Source organism: Shewanella litoralis, assembly GCF_009828585.1.
Lineage (GTDB): Bacteria > Pseudomonadota > Gammaproteobacteria > Enterobacterales > Shewanellaceae > Shewanella > Shewanella litoralis.
Genome location: NZ_WSRZ01000004.1, coordinates 117747 through 142710, shown reverse-complemented (window position 1 = coordinate 142710; position 24964 = coordinate 117747). Strand labels below are relative to the sequence as shown.

Genomic DNA, 24964 nt, shown 5'->3' with positions numbered 1-24964 from the left:
TATTAGTATTCATCTTCAGCGAGATAATATAAGCCTTGGTTGATCAATTGCGTTAATGCCTCAAGCAACACCGGCTCTTCAGCGAGTTCACAGGCTTGTTCTGGCGCAATACTGACCTGATTGGCGAGTAATTGTAATACGGGTTCGCTCACTTCAGGCAGCGGAAATTCTTCACCATTAATAAATAAGCGCTGTTGTGTGTCTTGCTCTAGTCGCAAGACCTTTAAACCACCGATGCGCTGAATAATCGCGCCTTGCTCAATGGCATCAATGACGTCATCGCTGCTTAATGGCTCTTCGCCTTCACAAATATCAAGCTCGAAACGGTTTTGGCTCAACAGTTTACCTAGCATGGTTTGGTATGCTTGAGGGTCTTGAGCAAGTTGCACTAATAAATCCATAATACCTTGCTGATGCGTTTGGCTAATGATGCCGGGTGCCTCTGGCTCATCCACTGAGGTAAAGCGTTTATTGCCTAAATTGTTGTCGATAAGGCTGTCGGCTAATTCGGTTAATAATTCTTGTTGGCTCGGCGCTCTAAACCCTATGGAGTATGACATGGCCAAAGTGACTGTTTCGCCGCAATGCGGATAACCTGGCGGAATGTATAACACGTCGCCTTTTTGCAATACCACATCAATAATTGGCTCAAAATCGTCAACTAAAGGTGAGTTTTCATTGCCACCACGACGTTTATGCTGGCCTTTGTCACCGACTTTCCAACGACGTTCGCCATCACCTTGAATAATAAATACATCATAGTTATCGATATGAGGTCCTACGCCGCCGCCCGGTGTAGCAAAAGAGACCATTAGGTCGTCAAAGCGCCAGTCGGGTAAAAAGCGAAATGCTTCGACTAATGGCTGCGATGCTGGATACCAATGGTTAACGGCCTGAACTAATAACTGCCAGTTGTCTTCGCCAAATTGGTCGTAGTCTTCAAATGGACCTTGAACCACGTCCCAATCCTCACCTTTGGTGACCACCACGCGAGATGAAATCTCTTCTTCACAGGCGAGGCCTGCCAGTTCGTCTGCAGCAATAGGGTCTTCAAAATCAACAAATGCTTGCTTGATTACAAGGGGTTTCTGCTGCCAATGCTGTTTAATAAAGGCTTGGGTATCAATATTTAATGTGTACATCATTGACCTCAGATGGAGAGTGGTAAATCCAATAAAAAAGCGGTCACAGATGCGACCGCCAAGATTAGCTAATGTCGATTAAATGACTATTTTAGCTCATCAACAAAGGCTTCTGCACGGCCGATGTAGTTTGCTGGAGTCATTTTTTTCAGTTCAACTTTAACGTGGGCTGGCAATTCAAGGCCATCGATAAATGTCGCAAGTTGCGCGGCATCAATACGCTTACCACGTGTCAGTTCTTTGAGTTTTTCATATGGCTTTTCGATGCCGTAACGACGCATCACTGTTTGTACTGGCTCTGCCAATACTTCCCAGTTTTTATCAAGCTCGGCAAGCAGCTGCGCTTCGTTCACTTCTAATTTGCTAATGCCTTTAAGCGTGGCTTGGTAAGCAATGAGCGAGTGCGCCATACCGACACCAAGGTTACGTAGCACCGTTGAGTCAGTTAAGTCACGCTGCCATCTTGAAACCGGTAATTTAGCCGCTAAATGCTGCATCAATGCGTTGGCGATGCCTAGGTTACCTTCAGAGTTTTCAAAGTCGATTGGGTTGACTTTATGCGGCATGGTTGATGAACCAATTTCACCTGCAATGGTGCGCTGCTTAAAGTGACCTAATGCAATGTAACCCCAAATATCACGGTCAAAATCAATTAAAATCGTGTTGAAACGCGCAATTGCATCAAATAATTCAGCAATGTAGTCATGCGGCTCAATTTGCGTGGTGTAAGCGTTCCAGTTAATGCCAAGGCTGGTCACAAAACGTTGTGACAGCTCATGCCAGTTAACTTCTGGATAGGCAGAGATGTGAGCGTTGTAGTTACCGACAGCACCGTTAATTTTACCCATAATCTCAACAGCATTGATTTGGTTTAATTGGCGCTCAAGACGCACAGCAACGTTAGCCATTTCTTTGCCTAAGGTTGACGGTGATGCTGGCTGACCATGGGTGCGTGACATTAACGGCACGCTTTTATTGTCATGGGCGAGCTTTTTAATGGCATCAATAATTTGCTGACATTGCGGTACTAATACTAACTCACGCGCTTCTTTTAACATTAAGCCGTGCGATAAGTTGTTGATGTCTTCAGAGGTACAGGCAAAGTGTACAAATTCGTCAATCGCAACAAGCTCAGCGTTATCGGCAATTTGTTCTTTAATAAAGTATTCAACTGCTTTTACATCGTGGTTGGTGGTGCTTTCAATCGTTTTAACACGCAATGCATCTTGCTCACTAAAGTTGTCTTTAATGCTGTCTAACAAGGCAAGGGCGGTTTCACTAAATGGGGGAACTTCTTCAATCTCTGGGCAGCTAGATAATAACTTTAACCAGTTAATTTCAACTTGAACACGGTACTTAGTAAGACCGAACTCGCTGAAAATCCCTCTTAATGAGGCGGTTTTACTACCATAACGACCGTCTACCGGAGAGATAGCAGTTAGTGCGGAAAGATCCATTTGAAGCTCCTTGATGAACTTTGTTGTAGGGTGAATCGATTAATTGTTATTTTGGCTTTTTTTAGCGGTATCAAATATCGCTTTTCGGGCAAACACTAAATGGCGACGTTTGCCGCCTAATTGGCGCCATAATACCGCACTGCGCATGGCGGCAAGTAATAAGGCACGAATTTTATGTTGTACGATGGGTTGCTTTAAACAATCAGGATTTCCCGATATTTGCAGTTTTGGACCTAATTCGCTGATGATGTCGCTGTATATGCTGGCAAAGTTAGACACGACTTGCTCATCGGTAATGTCAAAGTGGCTTAATTGGCGGTGTATTTGATTAATGCGTTCAGCAAGCATGCCTAAGCCGTTTGCCGAACGAGCCAGTTTGCGCTCTAGCGCTAATACACCGACTAAGTAACGGGTGGTTTCGACATCTTTATTGCTGCCATCGCCCAGTTGGTTTTGAATCAACTGGTAGCCTTTATTTAATATGCTTTTGTCTTGGTACACATCGGCAGTGGCTTCGGGCTCGGTGACTAAGATGGTATTTAATGTTGCTGCCAGCGCTTCTTTATCGCTTTCACCGTGGCGCGCTAAATACTGCACCTGACCAATCGCCTGTAAAATACCGGCAAAGGCCATTGTACGTTCGAACAGCAGACTCTCTGGAGTTTGACTCACGTTTTATCCTCGAACTAGGGTATCGATAATGCCGCCACCTAAACAAATGTCGCCATCATAAAATACAGCAGATTGTCCTGGTGTGACAGCGGCAACAGGTGTATCGAACATGACGGTAATATTGTCTGGGTCGTTATAGGCTAATGTACAGGCCACATCGCGTTGACGGTACCGTGTTTTTACGGTGATGTGACTGTTATTAGCTGGGCCTTTTCGGTCAACCCAATGCAGTTGATTAACGGTCATACCTTGTGACATTAGGCGTGGATGATCTGCACCTTGTGCCACCACGAGTACATTACGCAGTAAATCTTTTTCAACTACGTACCACGGGTCTTCGCTGCTGTTCTTTAAGCCGCCAATACCTAGGCCTTTACGTTGACCAAGGGTGTGATACATCAATCCTTGATGAGTACCAATAACTTCACCCTCAGCGGTTTCAATGTCACCTGGTTGTGCCGGTAAATAGGTAGCTAAGAAATCAGTAAACTTGCGCTCGCCAATAAAACAAATGCCGGTGCTGTCTTTTTTGTCGTGAGTGATTAAGCCCATTTTTTTGGCAATCTCACGTACTTCATGTTTTTCAAGCTCACCGACAGGAAACAAACTGCGTGCCACTTGCTCATGGCTGAGTGTATATAGGAAATAGCTTTGGTCTTTATTGCCATCAACACCGCGGAGCATTTCAACACTGCCATCGTTGTTGTCACGACGACGAACATAATGGCCCATGGCAATATAGTCGGCGTCTAATATCTCGTCGGCAAATTCTAGGAATGCTTTGAATTTGATTTCTTTGTTGCACATGATGTCTGGATTAGGCGTACGGCCGGCTTTGTATTCAGCTAAGAAATATTCGAACACGTTGTCCCAGTATTCGGCTGCAAAGTTGACGGTGTGCATTTTAATACCAAGCTTGTCACATACCGCTTGCGCATCTTTTAAATCATCTGCTGCAGCGCAATATTCGTCGGTGTCGTCTTCTTCCCAGTTCTTCATAAACAGACCTTCAACCTCATAGCCTTGCTGGATAAGCAAATAGGCCGAAACAGAAGAGTCCACACCGCCGGACATGCCGACAATGACTTTTTTACCTTGAGAAGTTGGGTTGATTGATGTCATAAATCCTAAAACCGTTGAATATAGAGAGTATGTATATGGTGGCGTTATGCTGTGGTTTCAAGCCAACTGTATTTATTGACTTAACCTGATTAGCCGTTAAACACAGTCATAAATGAATATCGATAAGCTTTATTGCTTATCTTACTGTTTAAACATGACAGCGCTGTATACATGACATTTGTGCGGCGCATATTCTACCATGCATTCGAGCGCTGGGCTATCTTGAACGGCGGCCATTTAGGCTTAACTTACAGGCTGATTGGTGTGTAAATAATCGGCATTAATAAGCGCTAATGGAAAATGATGGCTAATACGTTTGGCTGTTACTTGCGGCTGACAGTCTCGCGTTGCTGGAGGTGACTCATCTAATAAACCGGCTTGTGCAATAAAATCATCAATACTTTTGAGTACCAGTGGGCTGCGTAGTTTATCGCCTAACAGACTAATTTGTTCGCGAGAAAACCAATGGGTTCGGCTAATAGCGCTATCAAGTGGTATAGCCTCAATAGGCTGGTCGAGAGTAATGCAGAAGGTATAACGTACAAACGCGAGTTCATCACTGGCACTAAATTGATAAATCCCCACAATGGCTTGTGGCATTAATGTCAGTCCAGTTTCTTCTACCACTTCACGAGCACAAGCCTCAATGAGTGATTCGTTTGCTTCTAAATGTCCGGCAGGTTGATTAAATTTAACCAGGCCATTAATCATTTCTTCAACCAGCAAAAACTTACCCTGGCTGTAAACAACACAGGCGACAGTGGTATTGGGTTTATAACGTTGAGTCATCTTTTTAATCCCTTATGCGTGTATCGCCAGTGTTATTTGATTAACGGTTAGCGTTGGCTGATTTGTTTGTATTGTCCATTTTGCAAATCATCTAGACACCATTGACCTATTTTATAACGGATTAATCTTAAGGTTGGGTGACCTACATGGGCTGTCATGCGTCTGACTTGACGATTTCGACCTTCACAAATTTGCACTTCAAGCCAGGTAGTTGGTATTGATTTTCGCTCTCGTACGGGTGGCACTCGTGGCCAAATAGCGGGTGAATCCATTACTTTAACCTTTGCCGGTAAAGTCATGCCATCTTTAAGTTCTACTCCATCGCTCAATGCTTTTATTGCAGCATCTGTTGGTTCACCTTCAACTTGTACCCAGTAGGTTTTAAAGGTTTTTTTATTCGGCTGGGTTAGTTGAGCTTGAAGCTTGCCATCGTTGGTGAGCAGTAATAAGCCTTCACTGTCGCGATCTAAACGTCCTGCTGCATACACATCTGGGATTGGGATAAAGTCTTTAAGTGTTTGCCTGCCAGCTTCATCGGTAAATTGGCACAATACATCAAAGGGTTTATTAAATAATACAATTACTGGATCCGCTGCTGCAGGTTTGTTGTTTGTTTTTCGCGAGATATTGCGATTGTTCGTGTGGCGAGCAGCTGCAGAACCATTGGTTTTAGCAGCTTTTTGTTTGAATGAGCTGAATTTAGCGACATTTGACATATAGGTTTTGAAAATATCCTTTGCCCAATACAAGTGGGCAATTTTTGGGTGATTATTGAGCGGCTTTGAAATATTTTAGCCTAGTTTACTGTGTATTCGCCATTAGTGGAATTTGAAAATTGCCAATAATGATCTATGATGTCCGCCTAAAAATTGTGATCTGTACCTAATTTATCATTCGCGGCGGTTGTTTTATGTCAAGCAAGCACGGCGAAGGCGACAAAAATATAATAAAAAATGGGATAGGGGATTTCACATACTTAACTCACACAGGGTGTGTGTCGAAGTTGCAAATCAAGGTTCACTCCCGTGAGTGTTATCCACCAAAGCCCGTCAAATGCTTACACAATTTATTCTAATAAATTATTAATTTACAATAATGTAGGAAACAAAATGAAAGATAACACTCCAACGATCATATACACAGAAACCGATGAAGCTCCAGCACTTGCTACTCTGTCTTTATTACCTATTATCCGTACCTTTACTGACGCAGCAGGCGTAAAAGTAGAAACGCGTGATATTTCTTTGTCAGGTCGTGTTATTGCTAACTTCCCTGAAAATTTAACCGCTGAGCAAAAAATTGCTGATGCGTTAACAGAATTAGGTGAATTGGCTAACAAGCCAGAAGCCAACATCATTAAGTTACCAAATATCAGTGCGTCAATTCCACAGCTAAAAGCGTGTATTGCTGAACTGCAAGCCAAAGGCTACGACATCCCTAACTATCCGGATGAGCCAAAGACAGATGCTGAAGTAGAAGCTAAATCGCGTTACGACAAAATTAAAGGTAGTGCGGTAAACCCAGTATTGCGTGAAGGTAACTCTGATCGTCGAGCACCAACTTCTGTTAAAAACTATGCCAAGAAAAACCCACATTCAATGGGTAAATGGGCAAGCGATTCGCAATCTCACGTTGCACACATGAATGAAGGTGATTTTTACGGTAGCGAGCAATCTGTTACGTTACCAACAGCCGATAAAGTCAATATCGTGTTAACTCAAGCTGATGGCAAAGAAGTGATGCTTAAGAGTGGCCTAGCGCTACTTGCTGATGAAGTTATTGACTCTGCGGTGATGAGCAAAAAAGCCTTAGTTGACTTTTATGCTCGTGAAATCGAAGCGGCTAAATCAGAAGATGTATTATTATCGCTTCATTTAAAAGCCACCATGATGAAAGTGTCTGATCCTATTTTCTTTGGTCACGCAGTTAAAGTGTTCTTTAAAGATGTATTTGACAAGCATGGCGAGCTATTTGCTGAGCTCGGTGTTGACGTAAACAACGGCTTTGGTGATGTGTATGCCAAAATTAAGTCACTTCCTGATGCTAAACGTAATGAAATTGAAGCCGACATTGCTGCTGTTTATGCAGCACGTCCAGCATTAGCAATGGTTGATTCAGACAAAGGTATCACTAACCTACACGTACCAAGTGACATCATTATTGATGCATCTATGCCAGCAGCGATCCGCTCATCAGGTCAAATGTGGGGCCCAGACGGTCAATTGAAAGACACTAAGGCTATGATCCCAGATCGTTGTTACGCCGGTGTGTATCAAGAAACCATCGCATTTTGTAAAAAACACGGTGCATTTGACCCAACCACAATGGGCAGCGTACCAAACGTGGGTCTTATGGCTCAAAAAGCTGAAGAATACGGTAGCCACGACAAAACATTTGAAATTGGTGTTGCCGGTACTGTGAATGTGATTAACCAGGCTGGCGATGTATTAATGAGCCACAAGGTTGAAGCGGGTGATATTTACCGTATGTGTCAGGTAAAAGATGCACCAATCCTTGACTGGGTTAAGCTTGCGGTTAGACGTTCACGTTTAAGCAATACTCCTGCTATTTTCTGGTTAGACAGCGCACGTGCACACGATGCAGAACTAATCAAAAAAGTAACTAAATACTTAGCGCAAGAAGATACTTCAGGCCTAGATATTCAAATCATGTCTCCTGTTGATGCAACGCGCGTTACTTTAGAGCGCATCATTAAAGGCGAAGATACCATTTCTGTTACCGGTAACGTATTGCGTGACTATCTAACCGATTTGTTCCCAATTCTTGAATTAGGCACAAGTGCTAAAATGTTATCAATTGTTCCGCTAATGAATGGCGGCGGATTATTTGAAACAGGCGCGGGTGGTAGTGCACCTAAGCACGTACAACAGGTAGAAAAAGAAGGCCACTTACGTTGGGATTCTTTAGGTGAGTTTTTAGCACTTGCAGCATCTTTAGAGCACTTAAGCCAAACGGCGAACAACCCTAAAGCACAAGTATTGGCTGATACGTTAGATGTGGCGATTGGTGAGTTCCTAGACAGCAACAAGTCGCCATCTCGTCGTGTAGGTGAGCTAGACAACCGTGGTAGCCACTTCTACCTTGGTCTTTACTGGGCAAATGCCTTAGTTAACCAAACTGCAGATACGCAATTAGCTGAACACTTTGCGCCTCTAGCGCAATCGTTAGCAGCAAACGAAGCGGTTATTTTAGCTGAGCTAAATGGTTCACAAGGCCCTGCGGTTGATTTAGGCGGTTACTACCGTTTAGATGCTGTTAAAGCAGAAAAAGCCATGCGTCCAAGTGCAACATTAAATCAATTTATTGGTTAATGTGTAGTGAGTCATTGCACACGCAGTGGCTCATTAAATAACCTTATAAAGAATGTTTATCAGGTTATTTGAGACAATAAAAAAGACAGGGATTAAAATCCCTGTCTTTTTGTTTTATAGTCTCTACCTACTATTTTGTAGGAGAGATGGCTGAAGCATGCATTCCTTTAGGACCTTCTTCAACTTCGAAGCACACAGGTTGACCTGCTTTTAAGGTACGATAACCTTCCATTTCGATAGTTGAATAGTGCGCAAATACATCCTCGCCACCCTGATCTGGGCAAATAAACCCGAATCCTTTGGCGTTGTTGAACCACTTTACAGTTCCGTTTGCCATACTTCCACTTCCTTCTGTTGTCTACTTACCAGTAAGATAGTAAAACTTATTATCCAGCGGTCTAGTATTCGCCGCCTACCGAACAGAATGAAATTTGTACGAAAAGATGTCAAGTGGAAATTAACAAAAACACAACATTTAATTAATTTAATAATATCAAGTGGTCGGGAACCAAACGAGAGGCTAGTATTAAACAATGGCTAAATTAGGCAGTGTAGAACATACCGAAGAAAAGGTTGAATCTGAGCTACAACCACCCCATATGTATAAAGTGGTGCTAAACAATGACGATTACACCCCGATGGATTTTGTGGTTGAAGTATTACAACGCTTCTTTGAGAAAAATGAGCAGCAAGCTGTTGATATCATGTTAGCGATACATCACCAGGGCAAAGGATTGTGTGGGGTTTTCCCATTTGGGATTGCCGAAACTAAAGTTTTTCAAGTAAATCAGTTTGCAAGAGAAAACCAACATCCGTTACTGTGTACATTAGAGAAAGCATAAAAATCGTTTTCTTACAGTCTGTGGTTAAATTTAGGGGGTGCTTATGCTGAACAAAGATCTGGAAGTCACCTTGAACCTAGCGTTTCAGCAAGCTAGAGATTCACGTCATGAATACATGACGGTAGAACATTTATTATTAGCACTTATTGACAATCCAGCTGCGTATGAGGCGTTAATTGCCTGCGGTGCGGATGTTAATCGTCTGCGTGACGAAGTGGCTAATTTCATTCAACAAACCACTCCTATCATTGCCGAGTCAACTGAAGAGCGTGAAACCCAGCCAACATTAGGGTTTCAGCGAGTACTTCAACGGGCAGTGTTTCATGTGCAATCTTCTGGTCGCAATGAAGTGACTGGTGCAAACGTGCTGGTGGCTATTTTTAGTGAGCAAGAGTCGCAAGCGGTATATTTATTACGTCGTAGTGAAATTACTCGCTTAGATGTGGTTAATTTTATCTCCCACGGCATGAGCAAAGACGAAGAATCTGGCGAATCGTCGGATCAAGAGCGCATTGAAGATCAATCTGACAATAGCGAAGAACGCAGTATGCTAGCGCAATTTGCTTCTAATCTTAATCAGCTTGCTAAAGACGGTAGCATCGATCCATTAATTGGTCGTGATGCTGAAATTGAACGCGCTATTCAAACATTGTGTCGTCGCCGTAAAAATAATCCTTTATTGGTCGGTGAAGCGGGCGTGGGTAAAACCGCGATTGCCGAAGGCTTAGCGTATCGTATCGTCACAGAGCAAGTACCAGAAGTAATGGCCAATGCTACCGTGTACTCATTGGACTTAGGGTCATTATTGGCCGGAACAAAATACCGTGGCGACTTTGAAAAGCGCTTTAAAAGCTTATTAAAAGAATTGTCAGCAGACGAGCATGCCATTTTATTTATTGATGAAATCCACACCATCATTGGTGCAGGTGCTGCGTCTGGTGGTGTTATGGACGCCTCTAACTTATTAAAGCCCTTATTATCGAGTGGCAAGTTACGTTGCATGGGCTCAACGACGTTCCAGGAGTATCAAAGCATTTTTGAGAAAGACCGTGCGTTAGCGCGTCGATTCCAAAAAATTGATATTAATGAGCCGTCAGTGGCTGAAACCACCAAAATTTTGATGGGACTTAAGTCAAAATACGAAGAATATCACGGGGTGCGTTATACCCAGGCTGCCATCAGTAGCGCTGCTAGTTTGTCGGCGAAGCACATTAATGACCGTCACTTACCTGACAAAGCCATTGACGTGATCGATGAGGCGGGTGCTCGCATGGTGATGATGCCGCAAAGTAAACGCAAAAAGACCATCGGTCAGGCTGAAATTGAAGCGATTATTGCTAAATTGGCGCGCATTCCTGAGAAGTCGGTATCGTCGACTGACAAGGATATGTTACGTAACCTTGAACGTAACCTTAAGATGGTGGTGTTTGGTCAGGATAAAGCGATTGAGAGCCTTAGCGCTGCCATCCGTTTATCTCGCAGTGGTTTAGGCTCCGAGAAAAAACCTGTGGGTAGCTTTATGTTTGCCGGACCGACTGGTGTGGGTAAAACAGAAGTCACCAGCCAGCTTGCATCGTGTTTGAATTTGAAGCTTATTCGTTTTGACATGTCTGAGTATATGGAACGTCACACTGTGTCACGCCTCATTGGCGCGCCTCCAGGGTATGTGGGTTATGACCAAGGCGGCTTGTTAACCGATGCGGTGATTAAAAATCCACACTGTGTGGTTCTACTTGATGAAATCGAGAAGGCGCATCCAGATGTGTTCAACTTACTTTTACAAGTGATGGATCACGGTACATTAACCGACAATAATGGCCGCAAAGCTGACTTTAGAAACGTCACTTTGGTGATGACCACCAATGCCGGTGTGCAGGAGACGATTCGAAAGTCGATTGGTTTCCAGCAGCAAGACCATACTCAAGATGCGTTAGCAGAAATCAATAAAGTGTTTTCACCGGAGTTCCGTAACCGTTTAGATTCAATTGTCTGGTTTAATCACCTAGACATGACGGTCATCGCTAAAGTGGTTGATAAGTTCTTAGTAGAGCTTCAAGCGCAGTTAGATGATAAACGAGTCACCTTAGAGGTGAGTGACGAAGCACGTACCTTGTTAGCCGAGAAAGGCTACGACAAGTCAATGGGTGCACGTCCTATGTCGCGGGTGGTCACTGAATTAATTAAGCGTCCATTAGCGGACGAAATCTTATTCGGTGTTCTTGAGCGTGGCGGTATTGCGCACATTGATGTCAAAGATGGTGAGATTAATATTGACTGTGAGGCCACTGAGAAAGTGTCTTAAACAGCCGGATTACTCGGTAAAATGACAATAAAAAGATGACCAAGTGGTCATCTTTTTTTATCTGCGAGCTTTTTGTTCGCGAGATGTATCGACGTTAATGACACCCATCACATTCATTATGTAATCCGTATAGAGCGTAAACTGTTTACGTGGCATGAGATCCGGTTGAATCTTTGCTGCCTGACCAGATAATGAATACGATTGGTAGCATATCATTAGACTCAACAACAAAAAAACCGACTTACAGTCGGCTTTTACAATGTTGAGGCTAGCGATTAACGTGCGCGGAAGACGATACGACCTTTTGATAAGTCATAAGGAGTCAGCTGAACCGTGACTTTGTCACCCGTTAAAATACGGATGTAGTTTTTGCGCATTTTGCCAGAGATGTGGGCTATCACCACATGTCCATTTTCCAGCTCTACGCGGAACATTGTGTTTGGCAAGGTCTCAAGGATAGTGCCCTGCATTTCAATGTTGTCTTCTTTCGCCATTAATAAGTTATCCCATTAGCCTTCAAATATGAAAAATCGGGCGTATCATGCCCCAAAATCGCCTAACTGTAAAGGGCGTTAATAAGAAAGAGGGTCAAGTTGTTCGCCAATTTGCCAACCTTGCGGTGTTAAGATTTGATAAGGTCGATATTGACGCTTGTAACGCATTTTCCGATTTTGATCAATTTGATAGCCCAAATACAAAAAGCGTTTACCCATAGCCTTTGCTAATTGACATTGAATTAAGATCATTAAAGAACCTAATGATCTATCGGCATAGTCAGGATCAAAGTAGCTGTATATGGCAGAGAAACTGTGCGTCAAATTATCGGTGACAGCAACTCCAATCAGTTGGTCTTTATCAAACACTTCAATAAACATTGGCGGTAACCAATCAGACAATAAAAAATCATCATACTGGCTTTGAGAGGCCGGATACATTGGTCCATCGTTATGACGTTCGTTAATATAGCGTTGATAAAGCTCAAAATGTTCAGGACGTGTTTGGTAATTGACTTTCCAGTGCAAATCCTGATTATTTTTTAAGGTTCTTTTCTGGCGTTTTGACAGTACAAAGTCGTGTACGTTTAAACGTATCGATTGGCAAGCATTACAACTCGGACAGCGGGGCTTATAGATTGAATTACCGTTGCGACGAAAGCCCATACCCAGCAATTGTTCAAACAATGCGCCGTCAATATGGGGTTCTTGTATAACCAGTAATTGTTCTTTATTGCCTTCAATATAATTACAATCAAAGGGATGACTGATGCCGACACTGACAGATTTAGAATTCAATTAACACCTCTTGTGGGGCCCAAATCGACGTTGATATTGATTGATCTCGATATTGGCGTAATAAGGTCAAAAAGTCGCATCGAGGCAACGCTTTTGCACCCAGGCTCAGTAAATGTGGGTTCATCACTTGAGCGTCAATTAGGCGAAAACCATGTTTAACAACATGTTGATTGAGTATAGCAAAAGCAGCTTTTGATGCATTAGTTTGCCGATGGAACATTGATTCACCGCAAAAAACACCGCCAACCGGAATGCCATACAAACCGCCCACAAGATGTTCGCCGTCCCATACTTCAATGGAATGTGCTTTACCTTGCAGGTGTAATTCATAATAGGCCATTTGGATTTCGGCTGATATCCAGGTGCCATCTTGCGCATTTCTCGGTGCCGCGCAGCCGGCTAACACATCTAAAAAAGCATGATTGATTGTGTAGCGCCAACTCGATTTTTTCAGGAACTTAAGCAGACTTTTACTGCCAAAAGGATGAGTCGGTATAAATACGGCGCGGGGATCAGGAGACCACCATAGAATTGGGTCTTGCGCGTTAAACCATGGAAAAATACCTTGGTAATAAGCTTGCTGTAAACGCTCCGGTTGCAAGTCACCGCCTATGGCCAATAAACCATTAGGATCGTTGAGTGCGTGCTCTGGCGGTGGAAAGCCGATAGAGTGATTTAAATAAGACAGTGAGTTCACAATTGAGTATATTAATTGGCATACCTTATCGTTAACTTAGCGGAAAATAGCGATGTTTAAAATCATAACCGTCACAGGAAAGAGCATTTTTGCAGTTTTGCTGACATTTTGCTTATTTAATAGCCTGGCACAAGCCGCCTACGAGCGTAATCAAGCCGTGCCTGTTGAAAAAGTCCTTTATGGCACGATTGAAAGTGTTAGGCATGTGAGTGAAAAACAATTGGTAGAAGACAGCCACAGTGGTTGGAAAACCTTTGGCGGTGCCTTAATCGGTGGTGTGATTGGTCATCAATTTGGTGGCGGTTCTGGCCAGGATGTTGCGACAGTTCTGGGTGCATTAATTGGTGGCGGTTTAGGCAGTCAACATGGACAATCGGCCTATTATCTTGAAAATAAACTGGTAGAATTAATGATCACCCAAGAAGATGGCAGCCAGGTAATGGTGATTCAAGATCTCGACCCTGGCATGAGCTTTAATGCCGGTGATGAGGTGAGGGTAGTTTATTTAACCGGCTATGTTCGTGTGGATTTAGCGATGTAGTAAAAATATAGACCGTAAACACTTGATAGCCTAGGTTTTTATCTAAATAACACAAAAGGAGCCACGGCTCCTTTTGTGTTAATTGTTATTTATCGGCAACGTTGACCTCATAAACAATTAGAATCCACGCGGTAATGTTTGATGACCTGCCGTGTTTTCAAGCTTTAAGCGCCACAACTGCTTTGGAGTTAATCCACCTGAGCTAGTTTTTGCTTTTTTACTCGGTTGTTTTTTCACAGGGGCTTTCGTTGGTGCCATGGTTTTAGCTTCAGCCACAACCTGTGTTGGACAGTATTGTGTATGCATGCTTTCAAGCTCGCTAAAACGAACCGATTTGCCGCCGTCAATTTTATACCAGCTACCAGCTTGCTCAATCGATACTGCTTTGCCTGATTGTTTTTCAAGGGCGAGTTGCAGTTGGCTGATGACCTCTTCTTTAGTCAATGTTGTCATAGTTAATAACCTATTTGTTATCATGTTAAATGAAGGTTGTGACTAATTTTAAAGTGTTAACACGACAAAAGTCCAATATATGGCTTTAGTTGTCGGTTTAATGCTCAAAAAGTAGGAAATGTCAGCATTTATCACTGTAATCATGGAAATGTTGCAGCATGAGTTACACTAAAACTTATTGAGCATTACACTACAGCGATGCATTTTTGTGAAAATTAAAGGTGTTGTGCGTTAGCCGCTTTTAATCGACTCCGTCTCACTTAATAAGGAATATTATGTCTCCACATCAACAAGGTCATTCAGCGATCACCCGCCAAGATTTAGCCGCCTATTTAGACCGTTTTTTAAATGTTTCTGCGTTTAAAGATTACGCTCCCAATGGTTTACAAGTGCAAGGTAAGTCAACTATTCGCACTATAGTGACTGGTGTTACGGCTTGTCAGGCATTGATAGATCAAGCCGTGGCCGTCAATGCTGATGCTATTTTGGTGCATCATGGTTTCTTTTGGAAAAATGAGCCAGAAGTGATCACCGGCATGAAATATCGCCGAATTAAAGCCTTAATGGATCATGACATCAACTTGTTTGGTTATCATTTACCCTTAGATGCACATCATGGCATTGGTAATAATGCTCAGCTCGCTTATCAATTGGGGATTTTAAGTCCTCGAGTCTATGAACCCGTAGCGCAAGATTTATTGTGGCACGGTCACCTAGATCATCCTGTTATGGCAAGTGAGTTTTGCCAATTACTCACTAACGTGCTTAAACGTGAACCTTTGCATATTGGTGATAGCAGTAAACCGATAACAACGGTTGCGTGGTGTACTGGCGGGGCGCAAGATTATATTGATCAAGCGGCGCAAATGGGTGTGGATGCATTTATTAGCGGAGAAGTATCAGAGCGAACTTACCATGCAGCAATGGAGCAAGGGATACATTATTTTGCAGCAGGGCATCACGCCACTGAACAATTTGGCATTAAGGCTCTTGGGCAACACCTTGCCAGTAAATTTGATATAACTCATCACTTTATTGATATCGTTAATCCGGTGTAATTGGGTTTTATCCAGTAATCTCGGTGAGTGAATGCGGTGAGTTTATAAGGAACGTTGATGACAGAATACTTTTTACAGGCTTTTATTTATCTTACCGCAGCGGTGATTGCCGTACCGTTAGCGAATAAATTGGGCCTGGGGTCAATATTAGGCTACTTGATTGCCGGTGTAGTCATTGGGCCTATTGTGGGGCTTGTGGGCAGCGAAACCAATACTATTCAACATTTTGCAGAGTTTGGTGTAGTAATGATGTTGTTTTTGGTCGGCTTAGAGCTTGAGCCGAAAATGCTCTGGGCGATGCGTAATCGCTTGCTAGGCCTCGGTGGCTTGCAAGTCGCAGGCTCAGTGGTTGCGGTTATGGCCTGTGCGATCTATGCCGGATACCAAACCAGTATTGCACTGACAATAGGTTTAATTTTCTCGTTATCGTCGACGGCGATTGTATTACAAACCCTGTCAGAAAAGCGCCTTAATAAAACCCATGCGGGTAAAAATGCTTTTTCGGTATTATTGTTTCAAGATATCGCGGTTATACCCATGCTGGCGTTTATTCCGTTATTGGCTCTGCCTGAATTAGTCGAAAAAGCCCAGGCAGCAGTGAGTAACTTGAGTGAGCAGCATGAACAGCTTAGTTTGGTGGCATCATTACCGGGTTGGGCCTATGCCATAGTGCTGTTACTGGCAATTGCTGTGGTGGTGCTGGGCGGACATTACCTGAGCCGACCACTGTTTAAAATGGTCGCTGAATCTGGCGCGCGCGAAATTTCAACCGCAGCAGCATTAATGCTGGTGATTGGTATTGCGGCGTTAATGAGTTTAGTAGGGATTTCTCCGGCTTTAGGGACATTTTTAGCGGGCGTTGTGTTAGCAAACAGTGAGTTTAAGCACGAGTTAGAAGCCAATATTGGCCCTTTTAAAGGCTTACTGTTGGGATTGTTCTTTATTACCGTCGGCGCCGGGATTGATTTTGCGGTGCTGTTTGCTGATTTTGGCGAAATAATATTAATCACGTTAGGTGTGATGCTTATAAAAGCACTCGTGCTGTTTGTATTAGCCTTAATATTTAGAATTAAAGGCAGTGACCGATGGTTGTTTGCATTAAGCCTTGCGCAAGCTGGAGAGTTTGGTTTTGTATTATTAAGCTTCAGTGTGCAGCAACATGTTATCCCAACTGACTTAGCACAAACCTTATCAATAGTCGTCGCCTTGTCGATGTTTTTAACCCCGGGCTTATTTATCTTATTTGATAAAGTGATTTACCCGCGTTTTCAGGTGAAAACCAACCTACGCGAACAAGATAGTATTGACGATGAAGGGACGGTGATTATCGCCGGCATTGGCCGATTTGGCCAGGTGGTTAATCGTTTTTTAATTTCGAATAACATTAAAACCGTGGTGCTGGATTATCAGGTATCACAAGTGGATACCATCAGGCGGATCAATACGAAAGCCTATTACGGCGATGCAACGCGGCCAGATTTGCTGAAAACGGCGGGCATTGAAGAAGCATCACTATTTGTGGTGGCGATTGACAACCGAGAGAGCAGTGTAGAGTTAGTGAAATATTTGCATCACAGTTATCCTAAACTCAAAATTGTCGCCAGAGCGTTCGACAGAGGGCATGGACACTTGCTTAAAGAGGCTGGGGCAGATGTGGTTGAGTCTGAAACGCACCATTCTGCACTCGAACTGAGTGTATCGTCTTTGCAGTTACTTGGGCACAGCGAAGAATATGCCATGAGGCGCAAAGCTACTTATAAACGCGTAGAAAAAGAAGCATCAAAGCGTCTTTATGATTTTTGGTTAAAAGAATCAGCAGGGGAGCGTTTTAGTAATGACTTTATTAAGTTATTTATGTTGTATGAAGAACGCTTAAAACAAGCCATGGATGAAGATAATGCTGCTCATCGAGATGATGTTGATATCGCAAATCTACACAATGATGATACCGCTGAAGTGATAGCCGATGTTGAAACTAAAAACGATACTCAAGCAACCACTTAAGTCAGAGTCTGATCTGTCACATCTGTCTACAATTGCTGATAGGTGTATATATCGGGTTAACCAATCTCATAAGCTAATCACTTTATCCAATTAACAAAAAGACCGCCGGAGCGGTCTTTTTAATTTATCGGTTTAGTCCTCGAATATATCTATCATAAGGACTAAACAGCAAACATACTTTTATGGTCACAATGATACTATTTAACGCGCATACCCGGTTGTGCACCTTCGTGAGGCTCTAAAATAAACAAGTCTTTACCGCCAGGTCCGGCTGCTAATACCATGCCTTCTGAGTCACCAAACTTCATGGTGCGCGGTGCAAGGTTAGCCACCATCACAGTTAACTTGCCGACTAAATCTTCAGGCGCGTAGGCTGATTTAATCCCTGCAAACACTTGTTTAGTCTCGCCGCCTAAATCAAGCTCAAGGCGCAATAACTTATTGGCCTTTTCGATGTGCTCAGCTTTGCTGATGCGGGCAATACGCAAATCAATTTTTGCAAAGTCATCGAAGGTGATTTCAGGACTAATAGGGTCTTGCGCTAATTGATCAACCACTTGTGTCGGCGCTGGCGCTTGAGTCACTTGCAGGTTTTCTTTAGACGCTTCAATAATGGCTTCAACACTCTTCATGTCAATGCGTTGCATTAAGGCTTTAAACGGCGCAATTTCATGGCCAGATAAATCTTGCGCTAGGTTGTCCCACGTTAGAGTCAGTTGTAAGAAACCTTCAACATCTTGCGCCAGCTTTGGTAACACAGGTTTAAGGTAGGTCACCAATATACGGAACAAGTTTAATGCATTACTGCAAACCTGATGTGCTTCTTCTCGCTTGTCTTCTTGCTTAACTAACTGCCAAGGTGCGGCGTCTGCGACATAACCGTTTGCAATGTCAGCTAATGCCATAATTTCGCGCATGGCTTTACCAAACTCACGAGTTTCGTAAAACTCGGCAATCGTTTCACTCTTAGCAAGAAACGCTTCAGTTAAACGGGTGTCAGCCACGTGAGCAAGCTTGCCATCAAAACGTTTACTGATAAAGCCAGCGGTACGTGAGGCAAGATTAACCAGTTTACCGACTAAATCTGAGTTAACGCGTTGGGCAAAATCTTCTAGATTTAAATCTAAATCATCAATACGGCTATTTAATTTAGCGGCATAGTAATAACGTAAATATTCAGGATCTAAATTATCAAGATAAGTACGTGCTTTAATGAACGTGCCTTTTGATTTTGACATCTTTGAACCGTTTACCGTCACATAACCGTGCGCATATACGCTGGTTGGTTTGCGAATACCTGCGCCTTCTAACATGGCTGGCCAGAACAAGCTGTGGAAGTAAACAATGTCTTTACCGATGAAGTGATACACTTCAGCCGTAGAATCTAGGCTCCAAAAGTCATCGAAGTTTAGGTCGTCACGTTTATCACATAAGTTTTTAAATGAGCCCATGTAACCGATAGGTGCGTCTAACCAAACATAAAAGAACTTACCAGGTGCATCGGGTATTTCAAATCCGAAGTAGGGTGCATCACGTGAGATATCCCACTGTTGCAAGCCTTGTTCAAACCATTCGCCCAATTTGTTGGCCATTTCTTGCTGTAATGAACCCGACTGGATCCATTGTTTCAACATCCCCTCAAAGGCTGGTAGGTCAAAAAAGAAATGCTCAGTGTCTTTCATTATCGGTGTTGCGCCAGAAACTGCTGATTTGGGGTTAATCAAATCAGTTGTGCTGTAGGTTGCACCGCAATTATCGCAGTTGTCGCCGTATTGGTCTTCAGACTTACATTTTGGGCAAGTGCCTTTAACGAAACGGTCTGGTAAGAACATGTTTTTTTCAGGGTCGTACAATTGCGAAATCGTTTTGGTTTTGATGTATCCGCCATCACGTAACTTGACATAGATGTCGTTTGCTAAGGCGCGGTTTTCGTCGCTGTGAGTGCTATGAAAGTTATCAAATTGAATATTGAAATCAGCGAAATCTTGTTCATGCTCTTTTTGCACTTGCGCGATCATTTCTTCTGGTGTGATACCCATCTGCTGAGCTTTAAGCATGATTGGCGTACCATGGGCATCATCGGCACAGATGTAATAACATTCATGCCCACGTAACTTTTGGAAGCGCGACCAGATATCCGTTTGGATATATTCAAGCATGTGACCTAAATGAATTGGGCCATTTGCATACGGTAAGGCACTTGTGACCAGTATTTTTCGCTGTGATGTCGTCATTTTGTCTCTATATCAATTTACACCAAAAATATGCGTCAATCGTAACTGATTGACTGAGATTTTTCATCAAAACATGACTTAAAAAGTGTATTAATCACTATTTTTTTACTAAGTTCTGATACACTTGTAAAAATTTCATGTTCGGAGCCGTGGTTTTGATTAAATCGCATACAAACTATCAATTAAGTGATGACTTATTGGCGCCTGTGTTAGATATTTTAGAGGCCTTTGTTGATCCTTATTTGAAAAAAGGCTTAGTGTCGGCACAGTGTGTTACTGCGCTATCAATATCAGGGAAACGTTTACAGCTCAGCTTAGTTTATCCTTATCCTTGTATGACCCAATATCGCGATACCGTGATGGCAATAACCAACCGTTTAGCGGTGTTAGATGCCATCGATGAAGTGGAATGTGAAATTGATTTTCAGCCTCGAGTTTACTCCGCTTTACCCTCTATAGCCCCTATTCCAAATGTAAAACAAGTGATTGCGATTGCATCTGGCAAAGGTGGTGTAGGTAAATCAACTACAGCAGTCAATTTAGCGTTAGCACTAAAGGCAGAAGGCGCAGAAGTGGGCATTCTTGATGCCGATATTTACGGTCCTTCAATTCCGTTGATGCTAGGCATACCTAATTTCAGACCACAGTCTCCAGATGGTAAGCACATGACCGCGGCATTAGCCCACGGCATTTCAGCCCAATCGATTGGATTTATGCTCAGTGGTGATGAAGCCGCGGTATGGCGCGGTCCTATGGCTGCTGGTGCGTTAGCGCAGTTGTTAAATGAAACGCAATGGCCAGAACTTGATTATTTAATCATCGACATGCCACCAGGAACCGGTGACATTCAATTAACGTTATCGCAAAAGGTCCCGGTGAGTGGTGCAGTGATTGTTACTACGCCACAAGATATTGCCTTAGCGGACGCTAAAAAAGGCATTACCATGTTCAATAAAGTCAATATCCCGGTACTGGGTATTATTGAGAACATGAGCTTTCACCTTTGTCCTGAATGTGGTCATAAAGAGCACCCATTTGGCACTCATGGTGGCAGCCAAATCGCCCAAAAGTATAATGTGCCTTTATTAGGTTCATTGCCACTGCATATCAATATTCGTGAATCTATGGACAACGGCGCACCAAGCGTGATCAGTGAGCCAGAAAGTGAAGTGTCAGGGATATATCGCGAAATCGCCCGTAAATTAGGGGCGGAGTTAGCACTTCAACAAGTTACATCAACCGTAAAAATTAGCATATCAGACGACGAGTAAGGTTTAAGAGATGAATTCTCAGCAGTGTGTCATTATTGGGATTGCCGGTGCGTCGGCTTCGGGCAAAAGTTTAATTGCCAAAACTATTTTTGAAGAGTTGTGCAGCGATTTAGGGACCAATCAAATTGGTGTGATTAATGAAGATGCCTACTATCGCGATCAAAGTCATATGACCATGGATGAACGGGTTAAAACAAACTATGACCATCCCAAAGCGTTAGATCATCAGTTATTAGCGACTCATTTAACGCAACTCAAGCAAGGTGAAGCTGTTCATATTCCTTGTTATAGCTACACCGAACATACCCGCACTAGCGAAACACTTGCCATGCAACCTAAAAAGGTCATTATTTTAGAAGGGATTTTATTATTAACAGATCCTAAATTACGTGATTTAATGGATGCGACTGTGTTTATGGATACGCCACTGGACATTTGTTTTTTACGTCGATTAACCCGTGATGTTGCTGAGCGTGGCAGAACAATGGAATCGGTAATTTCTCAATATAAACGCACAGTTCGACCTATGTTTTTGCAATTTATTGAGCCATCAAAACAATATGCCGACATTATCGTGCCTCGTGGCGGAAAAAATCGTATTGCGACTGATATTTTAAAAGCTAGAATTCAGCATTTATTAGCCAAGTAACCGTTCCAAGCAGAGGGTGTTGCATGCGTTTAACTGATATTGAAATTGAACAGTGTTTAGATAATGGCACCATTATTATCGATCCGCGCCCTAGCATTGAAGCCATCTCAGGTGTCAGTGTTGATGTGCGTTTAGGCAGTCAATTTCGCGTATTTAAAGACCATACAGCACCTTACATCGATTTAAGTGGCCCCAGTGCAGAAATGCAATTGGCTTTAGATCGTGTGATGAGTGACAAAATTGAAATTGCTGAAAATGCAGCTTTTTTCCTCCACCCAGGTGAACTCGCGCTGGCGGTGACGTTAGAAAACGTCACACTGCCAGCAGATATTGTCGGTTGGTTAGATGGCCGCTCATCTTTAGCGCGTTTAGGCTTAATGGTGCATGTGACCGCACACCGTATTGACCCAGGTTGGCAAGGTAAGATTGTTTTAGAATGCTATAACAGTGGTAAGTTACCCTTAGCTTTGCGTCCTGGAATGACCATTGGCGCCCTCAATTTTGAACGCTTAAGCTCTGCCGTTGCACGTCCTTATAACACTCGTAAGAGTGCTAAATATAAAGATCAGCAAGAAGCGGTCGCTAGCCGGATCAGCCAGGACAAATAATGGCGCTGGTTTGGGTTAACCAAGTAAAACAAGGCACCATAAGTCCTTTTGACCGAGGACTTGCCTATGGCGATGGTGTCTTTGCTACCATGCGCACGGCTTCAGCCCATCAGGCTGCGGCGGTGTTGTTTTTGGACGCTCACTTGCAGCGCTTGCAACAAAGTTGCCAGCGAATTGGAATTCACTGGCAGGCGAGTCAATCACTTGTAGAGCAACTCGGCTTACTCGCAAGCTCATATCCAGATCATTGTATCAAGTTGTTACTCACTCGTGGTGAAGGTGGGCGAGGGTATCAGGCTCCTGATCTTGCCAACGTTACCGAAGTGGTTTCTGTGCACCCCATTCCGAGTCATTATCAGCATTGGCAACAACACGGTATCGCGTTGGCGTCCTCACCTATTACCCTTGCTCGTCAACCTTTGCTAGCAGGGATTAAGCACCTTAATAGGCTCGAGCAAGTATTGATTAAATCGCAGCCATTGATTGCGAACACCCAAGATTGGTTAGTATGCGATACCCAGGGGTGGGTGATTGAATCTTCAATGGCGAATATTTTTGCCATAAAGCAGGGGAAAGTGTGCACACCTGCAATAACCCATGCAGGTGTTAGCGGTGTTATGCGCGAACAAATGATTGACCTTCTGTTACAAGAGGGTGTTTCGGTCAACGCACAGGCGATGCGATATGACGATATTTGCAGCGCTGATCATATTTTTATTACAAACAGTTTATTTGGTGTTGTAGATGTTAACACCATTGACCAATTTCAATTTAGCCGTTGGACGCACACTTCGCGATTCAGGCACGTTCTGAGTGTAAATTTATCATCATGAAAAAAACAATAACAACACGATTATTAGCAAGCTTAATTCCGTTATTTGCCCTGTTTTGTCTCAGTGGCTATTGGTTTGCAATGGATTTATTATCATTTCAAAAGCAGCCATTACTCATCACAGAGTTACAACCTTTGGATGTCGCTGCGGGTACGTCGGTGATTAAACTTGCGCAGCAGCTTGAACAACAAGGGTTGATTGTTGACAGTTGGAAAGTGAAATATCTGGTGAAACTAGAACCAAAGCTAGCCAGTATCAAAACAGGGTATTACCAATTAATCCCCGGGGATACCTTAGAAAGTGTGTTTAAACGATTGCGTTTAGGCCAAGAAGCGGTATTTACCGTGACGCTTATTGAAGGTAAATCCATCAAAGAATGGCAGCAAGCGTTAGCCAAAAGTGAACATTTAGTTGTTGGCACTGATGACTTCAATCAAGTCTTAATCGCCAATGGTGATACCTCGGGTTTACCTGAAGGTAAGTTTTATCCTGAAACGTTTCATTATCACGCCGACGATAACGTGCAAACCGTTTTACAGCGCAGTTTTGATATGATGAAAATGAGTCTTAAACAGGCGTGGGAAGGTCGTGATGCAGATTTAGCATTATCATCACCTTATGAGCTATTAATTATTGCATCTATTATCGAAAAAGAAACCGGCAAGCCTGAAGAGCGAGACTGGGTTTCGGCTGTGTTTAATAATCGCTTAAAAAAAGGCATGCGTTTACAAACTGATCCAACGGTGATTTATGGAATGGGTGAGCGCTACAAGGGCAATATTACCCGTAAAGATTTACGAGAAGCAACGGCATTTAATACCTATAAAATTGATGGGTTACCCCCAACGCCTATCGCGGCGCCAAGTCGTGCTTCATTATTTGCAGCGGCCAATCCTGCTAAAGTCGATTATTTATATTTTGTGTCGCGTAATGATGGTAGCCATGTCTTTTCTGCCACTCTTAAAGCCCATAACCGTGCAGTAAACGAATTTCAGAGAAAAAGAAAATGATGAGCCAAACAGGAAAATTTATCGTTATAGAAGGGCTTGAAGGCGCAGGTAAGTCGAGTGCTATCACCTTAGTTAACGATTTAATCCAACAACATACCGGACAAGCACCTGTGTGCACTCGTGAGCCAGGTGGAACGCCATTAGCTGAAAAAATGCGCGATCTGGTAAAAATTGCCGATGACACCGATCCGCTGTGCGATGAAGCAGAGTGTTTACTGATTTATGCTGCTCGCTCGCAGCTTATTGCTAATGTGATTAAGCCTGCACTGGCTAAAGGACAGTGGGTGTTGGGAGATCGCCATAATCTATCATCGCTGGCTTATCAAGGCGGCGGCCGTGGCTTGATGCCATTAGTAAAAGCGGTGAGTGAGGCTTGTTTAGCAGGCTTTACCCCTGACTTGACCTTGTATCTAGACATCGAGCCAAGATTGGGCTTAACACGTGCGGCCAATCGTGGCGATCTAGACAGAATTGAGCAGCAAGCTATTGATTTTTTTCAGCGTGCAAGGCAAACCTATTTGCAACTCGCATCTCAAGACGACAGTATCGTGGTGATTGATGCTAGCCAAACCATGGAGAAAGTCCATCAAGATATTCGCCGTCAATTGCAACAACGTTTACCTTTATTGTGCAATAGAGGCTAGCGGACATTGATA

24 protein-coding genes are annotated in these 24964 nt (G+C 43.2%); 12 read left to right on the top strand and 12 right to left on the bottom strand.

Translation table 11 applies throughout. The annotated features are described in order from the left end of the window. Positions 1-2: 2 nt before the first annotated feature. From GQA99_RS05605 to GQA99_RS05580, 6 genes are all read right to left on the bottom strand, one after another. A complete protein-coding gene (locus GQA99_RS05605; RefSeq protein WP_160052972.1) occupies positions 3-1142 on the bottom strand; it encodes a ribosomal protein uL16 3-hydroxylase in 1140 nt (379 codons plus the stop codon). An 86-nt stretch (positions 1143-1228) separates the two neighbouring features. Then, entirely contained in the window at positions 1229-2599 is a 1371-nt protein-coding gene (gene purB / locus GQA99_RS05600) for an adenylosuccinate lyase (protein WP_160052905.1), read from the bottom strand. Between the two features lie 39 nt (positions 2600-2638). Continuing rightward, the gene (hflD, locus tag GQA99_RS05595) at positions 2639-3271 is read right to left on the bottom strand and encodes a high frequency lysogenization protein HflD (protein WP_268244220.1); all 633 of its coding nucleotides are present in this window, start codon (positions 3269-3271) and stop codon (positions 2639-2641) included. Between the two features lie 3 nt (positions 3272-3274). Continuing rightward, positions 3275-4393 (bottom strand): tRNA 2-thiouridine(34) synthase MnmA, encoded by a 1119-nt coding sequence (gene mnmA, locus GQA99_RS05590; RefSeq protein WP_160052904.1) that lies wholly within the window; start codon positions 4391-4393, stop codon positions 3275-3277. A 243-nt stretch (positions 4394-4636) separates the two neighbouring features. Further along, the gene (locus GQA99_RS05585) at positions 4637-5182 is read right to left on the bottom strand and encodes an NUDIX hydrolase (RefSeq protein ID WP_160052903.1); all 546 of its coding nucleotides are present in this window, start codon (positions 5180-5182) and stop codon (positions 4637-4639) included. Positions 5183-5229: 47 nt separating this feature from the next. Further along, positions 5230-5931: an rRNA large subunit pseudouridine synthase E gene (locus GQA99_RS05580; protein WP_229785841.1), complete on the bottom strand. Its 702-nt coding sequence runs from the start codon at positions 5929-5931 to the stop codon at positions 5230-5232. Between the two features lie 360 nt (positions 5932-6291). Here GQA99_RS05580 and GQA99_RS05575 point away from each other — a divergent pair, with 360 nt between their 5' ends. Then, the gene (locus GQA99_RS05575) at positions 6292-8514 is read left to right on the top strand and encodes an NADP-dependent isocitrate dehydrogenase (protein ID WP_160052901.1); all 2223 of its coding nucleotides are present in this window, start codon (positions 6292-6294) and stop codon (positions 8512-8514) included. Positions 8515-8644: 130 nt separating this feature from the next. On the opposite strand, the gene cspD is transcribed toward GQA99_RS05575, so the two are convergent. Continuing rightward, entirely contained in the window at positions 8645-8851 is a 207-nt protein-coding gene (gene cspD, locus GQA99_RS05570; protein WP_160052900.1) for a cold shock domain-containing protein CspD, read from the bottom strand. 196 nt (positions 8852-9047) lie between these two features. Here cspD and clpS point away from each other — a divergent pair, with 196 nt between their 5' ends. Both clpS and clpA read left to right on the top strand, forming a co-directional pair. Then, positions 9048-9356, top strand: coding sequence for an ATP-dependent Clp protease adapter ClpS (gene clpS, locus GQA99_RS05565; protein ID WP_160052899.1), 309 nt, complete (start codon positions 9048-9050; stop codon positions 9354-9356). A 43-nt stretch (positions 9357-9399) separates the two neighbouring features. After that, on the top strand, positions 9400-11658 hold the full coding sequence (gene clpA / locus GQA99_RS05560) for an ATP-dependent Clp protease ATP-binding subunit ClpA (RefSeq protein WP_160052898.1): 2259 nt from the start codon (positions 9400-9402) through the stop codon (positions 11656-11658). A gap of 275 nt (positions 11659-11933) precedes the next feature. Here the strand turns inward: clpA and infA are convergent, their stop codons facing one another. The 3 genes from infA to aat all read right to left on the bottom strand — a co-directional run bounded on the left by infA (position 11934) and on the right by aat (position 13647). Further along, positions 11934-12152 carry a translation initiation factor IF-1 gene (gene infA, locus GQA99_RS05555; RefSeq protein ID WP_011496276.1) on the bottom strand — a complete coding sequence of 73 codons (219 nt, stop codon included), beginning with the start codon at positions 12150-12152 and terminating at the stop codon, positions 11934-11936. A gap of 78 nt (positions 12153-12230) precedes the next feature. Beyond that, positions 12231-12950 (bottom strand): arginyltransferase, encoded by a 720-nt coding sequence (locus tag GQA99_RS05550; RefSeq protein WP_160052897.1) that lies wholly within the window; start codon positions 12948-12950, stop codon positions 12231-12233. Then, positions 12940-13647, bottom strand: a complete 708-nt coding sequence (gene aat / locus GQA99_RS05545; protein WP_160052896.1) for a leucyl/phenylalanyl-tRNA--protein transferase — start codon at positions 13645-13647, stop codon at positions 12940-12942. The genes GQA99_RS05550 and aat overlap by 11 nt, the downstream gene beginning before the upstream one ends. A 52-nt stretch (positions 13648-13699) precedes the next feature. Here aat and GQA99_RS05540 point away from each other — a divergent pair, with 52 nt between their 5' ends. Then, the gene (locus tag GQA99_RS05540) at positions 13700-14188 is read left to right on the top strand and encodes an outer membrane lipoprotein (protein WP_160052895.1); all 489 of its coding nucleotides are present in this window, start codon (positions 13700-13702) and stop codon (positions 14186-14188) included. Positions 14189-14305: 117 nt separating this feature from the next. On the opposite strand, the gene GQA99_RS05535 is transcribed toward GQA99_RS05540, so the two are convergent. Beyond that, entirely contained in the window at positions 14306-14641 is a 336-nt protein-coding gene (locus GQA99_RS05535; RefSeq protein ID WP_160052894.1) for a hypothetical protein, read from the bottom strand. A gap of 305 nt (positions 14642-14946) precedes the next feature. Between GQA99_RS05535 and GQA99_RS05530 the strand changes: the two genes are divergently transcribed. Beyond that, a complete protein-coding gene (locus GQA99_RS05530) occupies positions 14947-15699 on the top strand; it encodes a Nif3-like dinuclear metal center hexameric protein (RefSeq protein WP_160052970.1) in 753 nt (250 codons plus the stop codon). 57 nt (positions 15700-15756) lie between these two features. After that, on the top strand, positions 15757-17703 hold the full coding sequence (locus tag GQA99_RS05525; protein ID WP_229785842.1) for a monovalent cation:proton antiporter-2 (CPA2) family protein: 1947 nt from the start codon (positions 15757-15759) through the stop codon (positions 17701-17703). A gap of 197 nt (positions 17704-17900) precedes the next feature. Here the strand turns inward: GQA99_RS05525 and metG are convergent, their stop codons facing one another. Next, a complete protein-coding gene (gene metG / locus GQA99_RS05520) occupies positions 17901-19937 on the bottom strand; it encodes a methionine--tRNA ligase (protein ID WP_160052893.1) in 2037 nt (678 codons plus the stop codon). A gap of 155 nt (positions 19938-20092) precedes the next feature. Between metG and apbC the strand changes: the two genes are divergently transcribed. The 6 genes from apbC to tmk are packed head-to-tail and all read left to right on the top strand — an operon-like array spanning position 20093 to position 24952. After that, complete coding sequence (gene apbC / locus GQA99_RS05515; RefSeq protein ID WP_160052892.1) at positions 20093-21208, top strand: iron-sulfur cluster carrier protein ApbC; 1116 nt, start codon at positions 20093-20095, stop codon at positions 21206-21208. Between the two features lie 10 nt (positions 21209-21218). Continuing rightward, positions 21219-21857 (top strand): uridine kinase, encoded by a 639-nt coding sequence (udk, locus tag GQA99_RS05510; protein WP_160052891.1) that lies wholly within the window; start codon positions 21219-21221, stop codon positions 21855-21857. Positions 21858-21880: 23 nt separating this feature from the next. After that, positions 21881-22465, top strand: a complete 585-nt coding sequence (gene dcd / locus GQA99_RS05505; protein ID WP_160052890.1) for a dCTP deaminase — start codon at positions 21881-21883, stop codon at positions 22463-22465. 5 nt (positions 22466-22470) lie between these two features. Continuing rightward, the gene (gene pabC / locus GQA99_RS05500; protein ID WP_160052969.1) at positions 22471-23298 is read left to right on the top strand and encodes an aminodeoxychorismate lyase; all 828 of its coding nucleotides are present in this window, start codon (positions 22471-22473) and stop codon (positions 23296-23298) included. Beyond that, positions 23295-24308, top strand: coding sequence for an endolytic transglycosylase MltG (gene mltG / locus GQA99_RS05495; protein ID WP_160052889.1), 1014 nt, complete (start codon positions 23295-23297; stop codon positions 24306-24308). The genes pabC and mltG overlap by 4 nt, the downstream gene beginning before the upstream one ends. Then, on the top strand, positions 24308-24952 hold the full coding sequence (tmk, locus tag GQA99_RS05490; protein ID WP_160052968.1) for a dTMP kinase: 645 nt from the start codon (positions 24308-24310) through the stop codon (positions 24950-24952). Before mltG ends, tmk begins: the two co-directional genes overlap by 1 nt. Positions 24953-24964 lie beyond the last annotated feature (12 nt).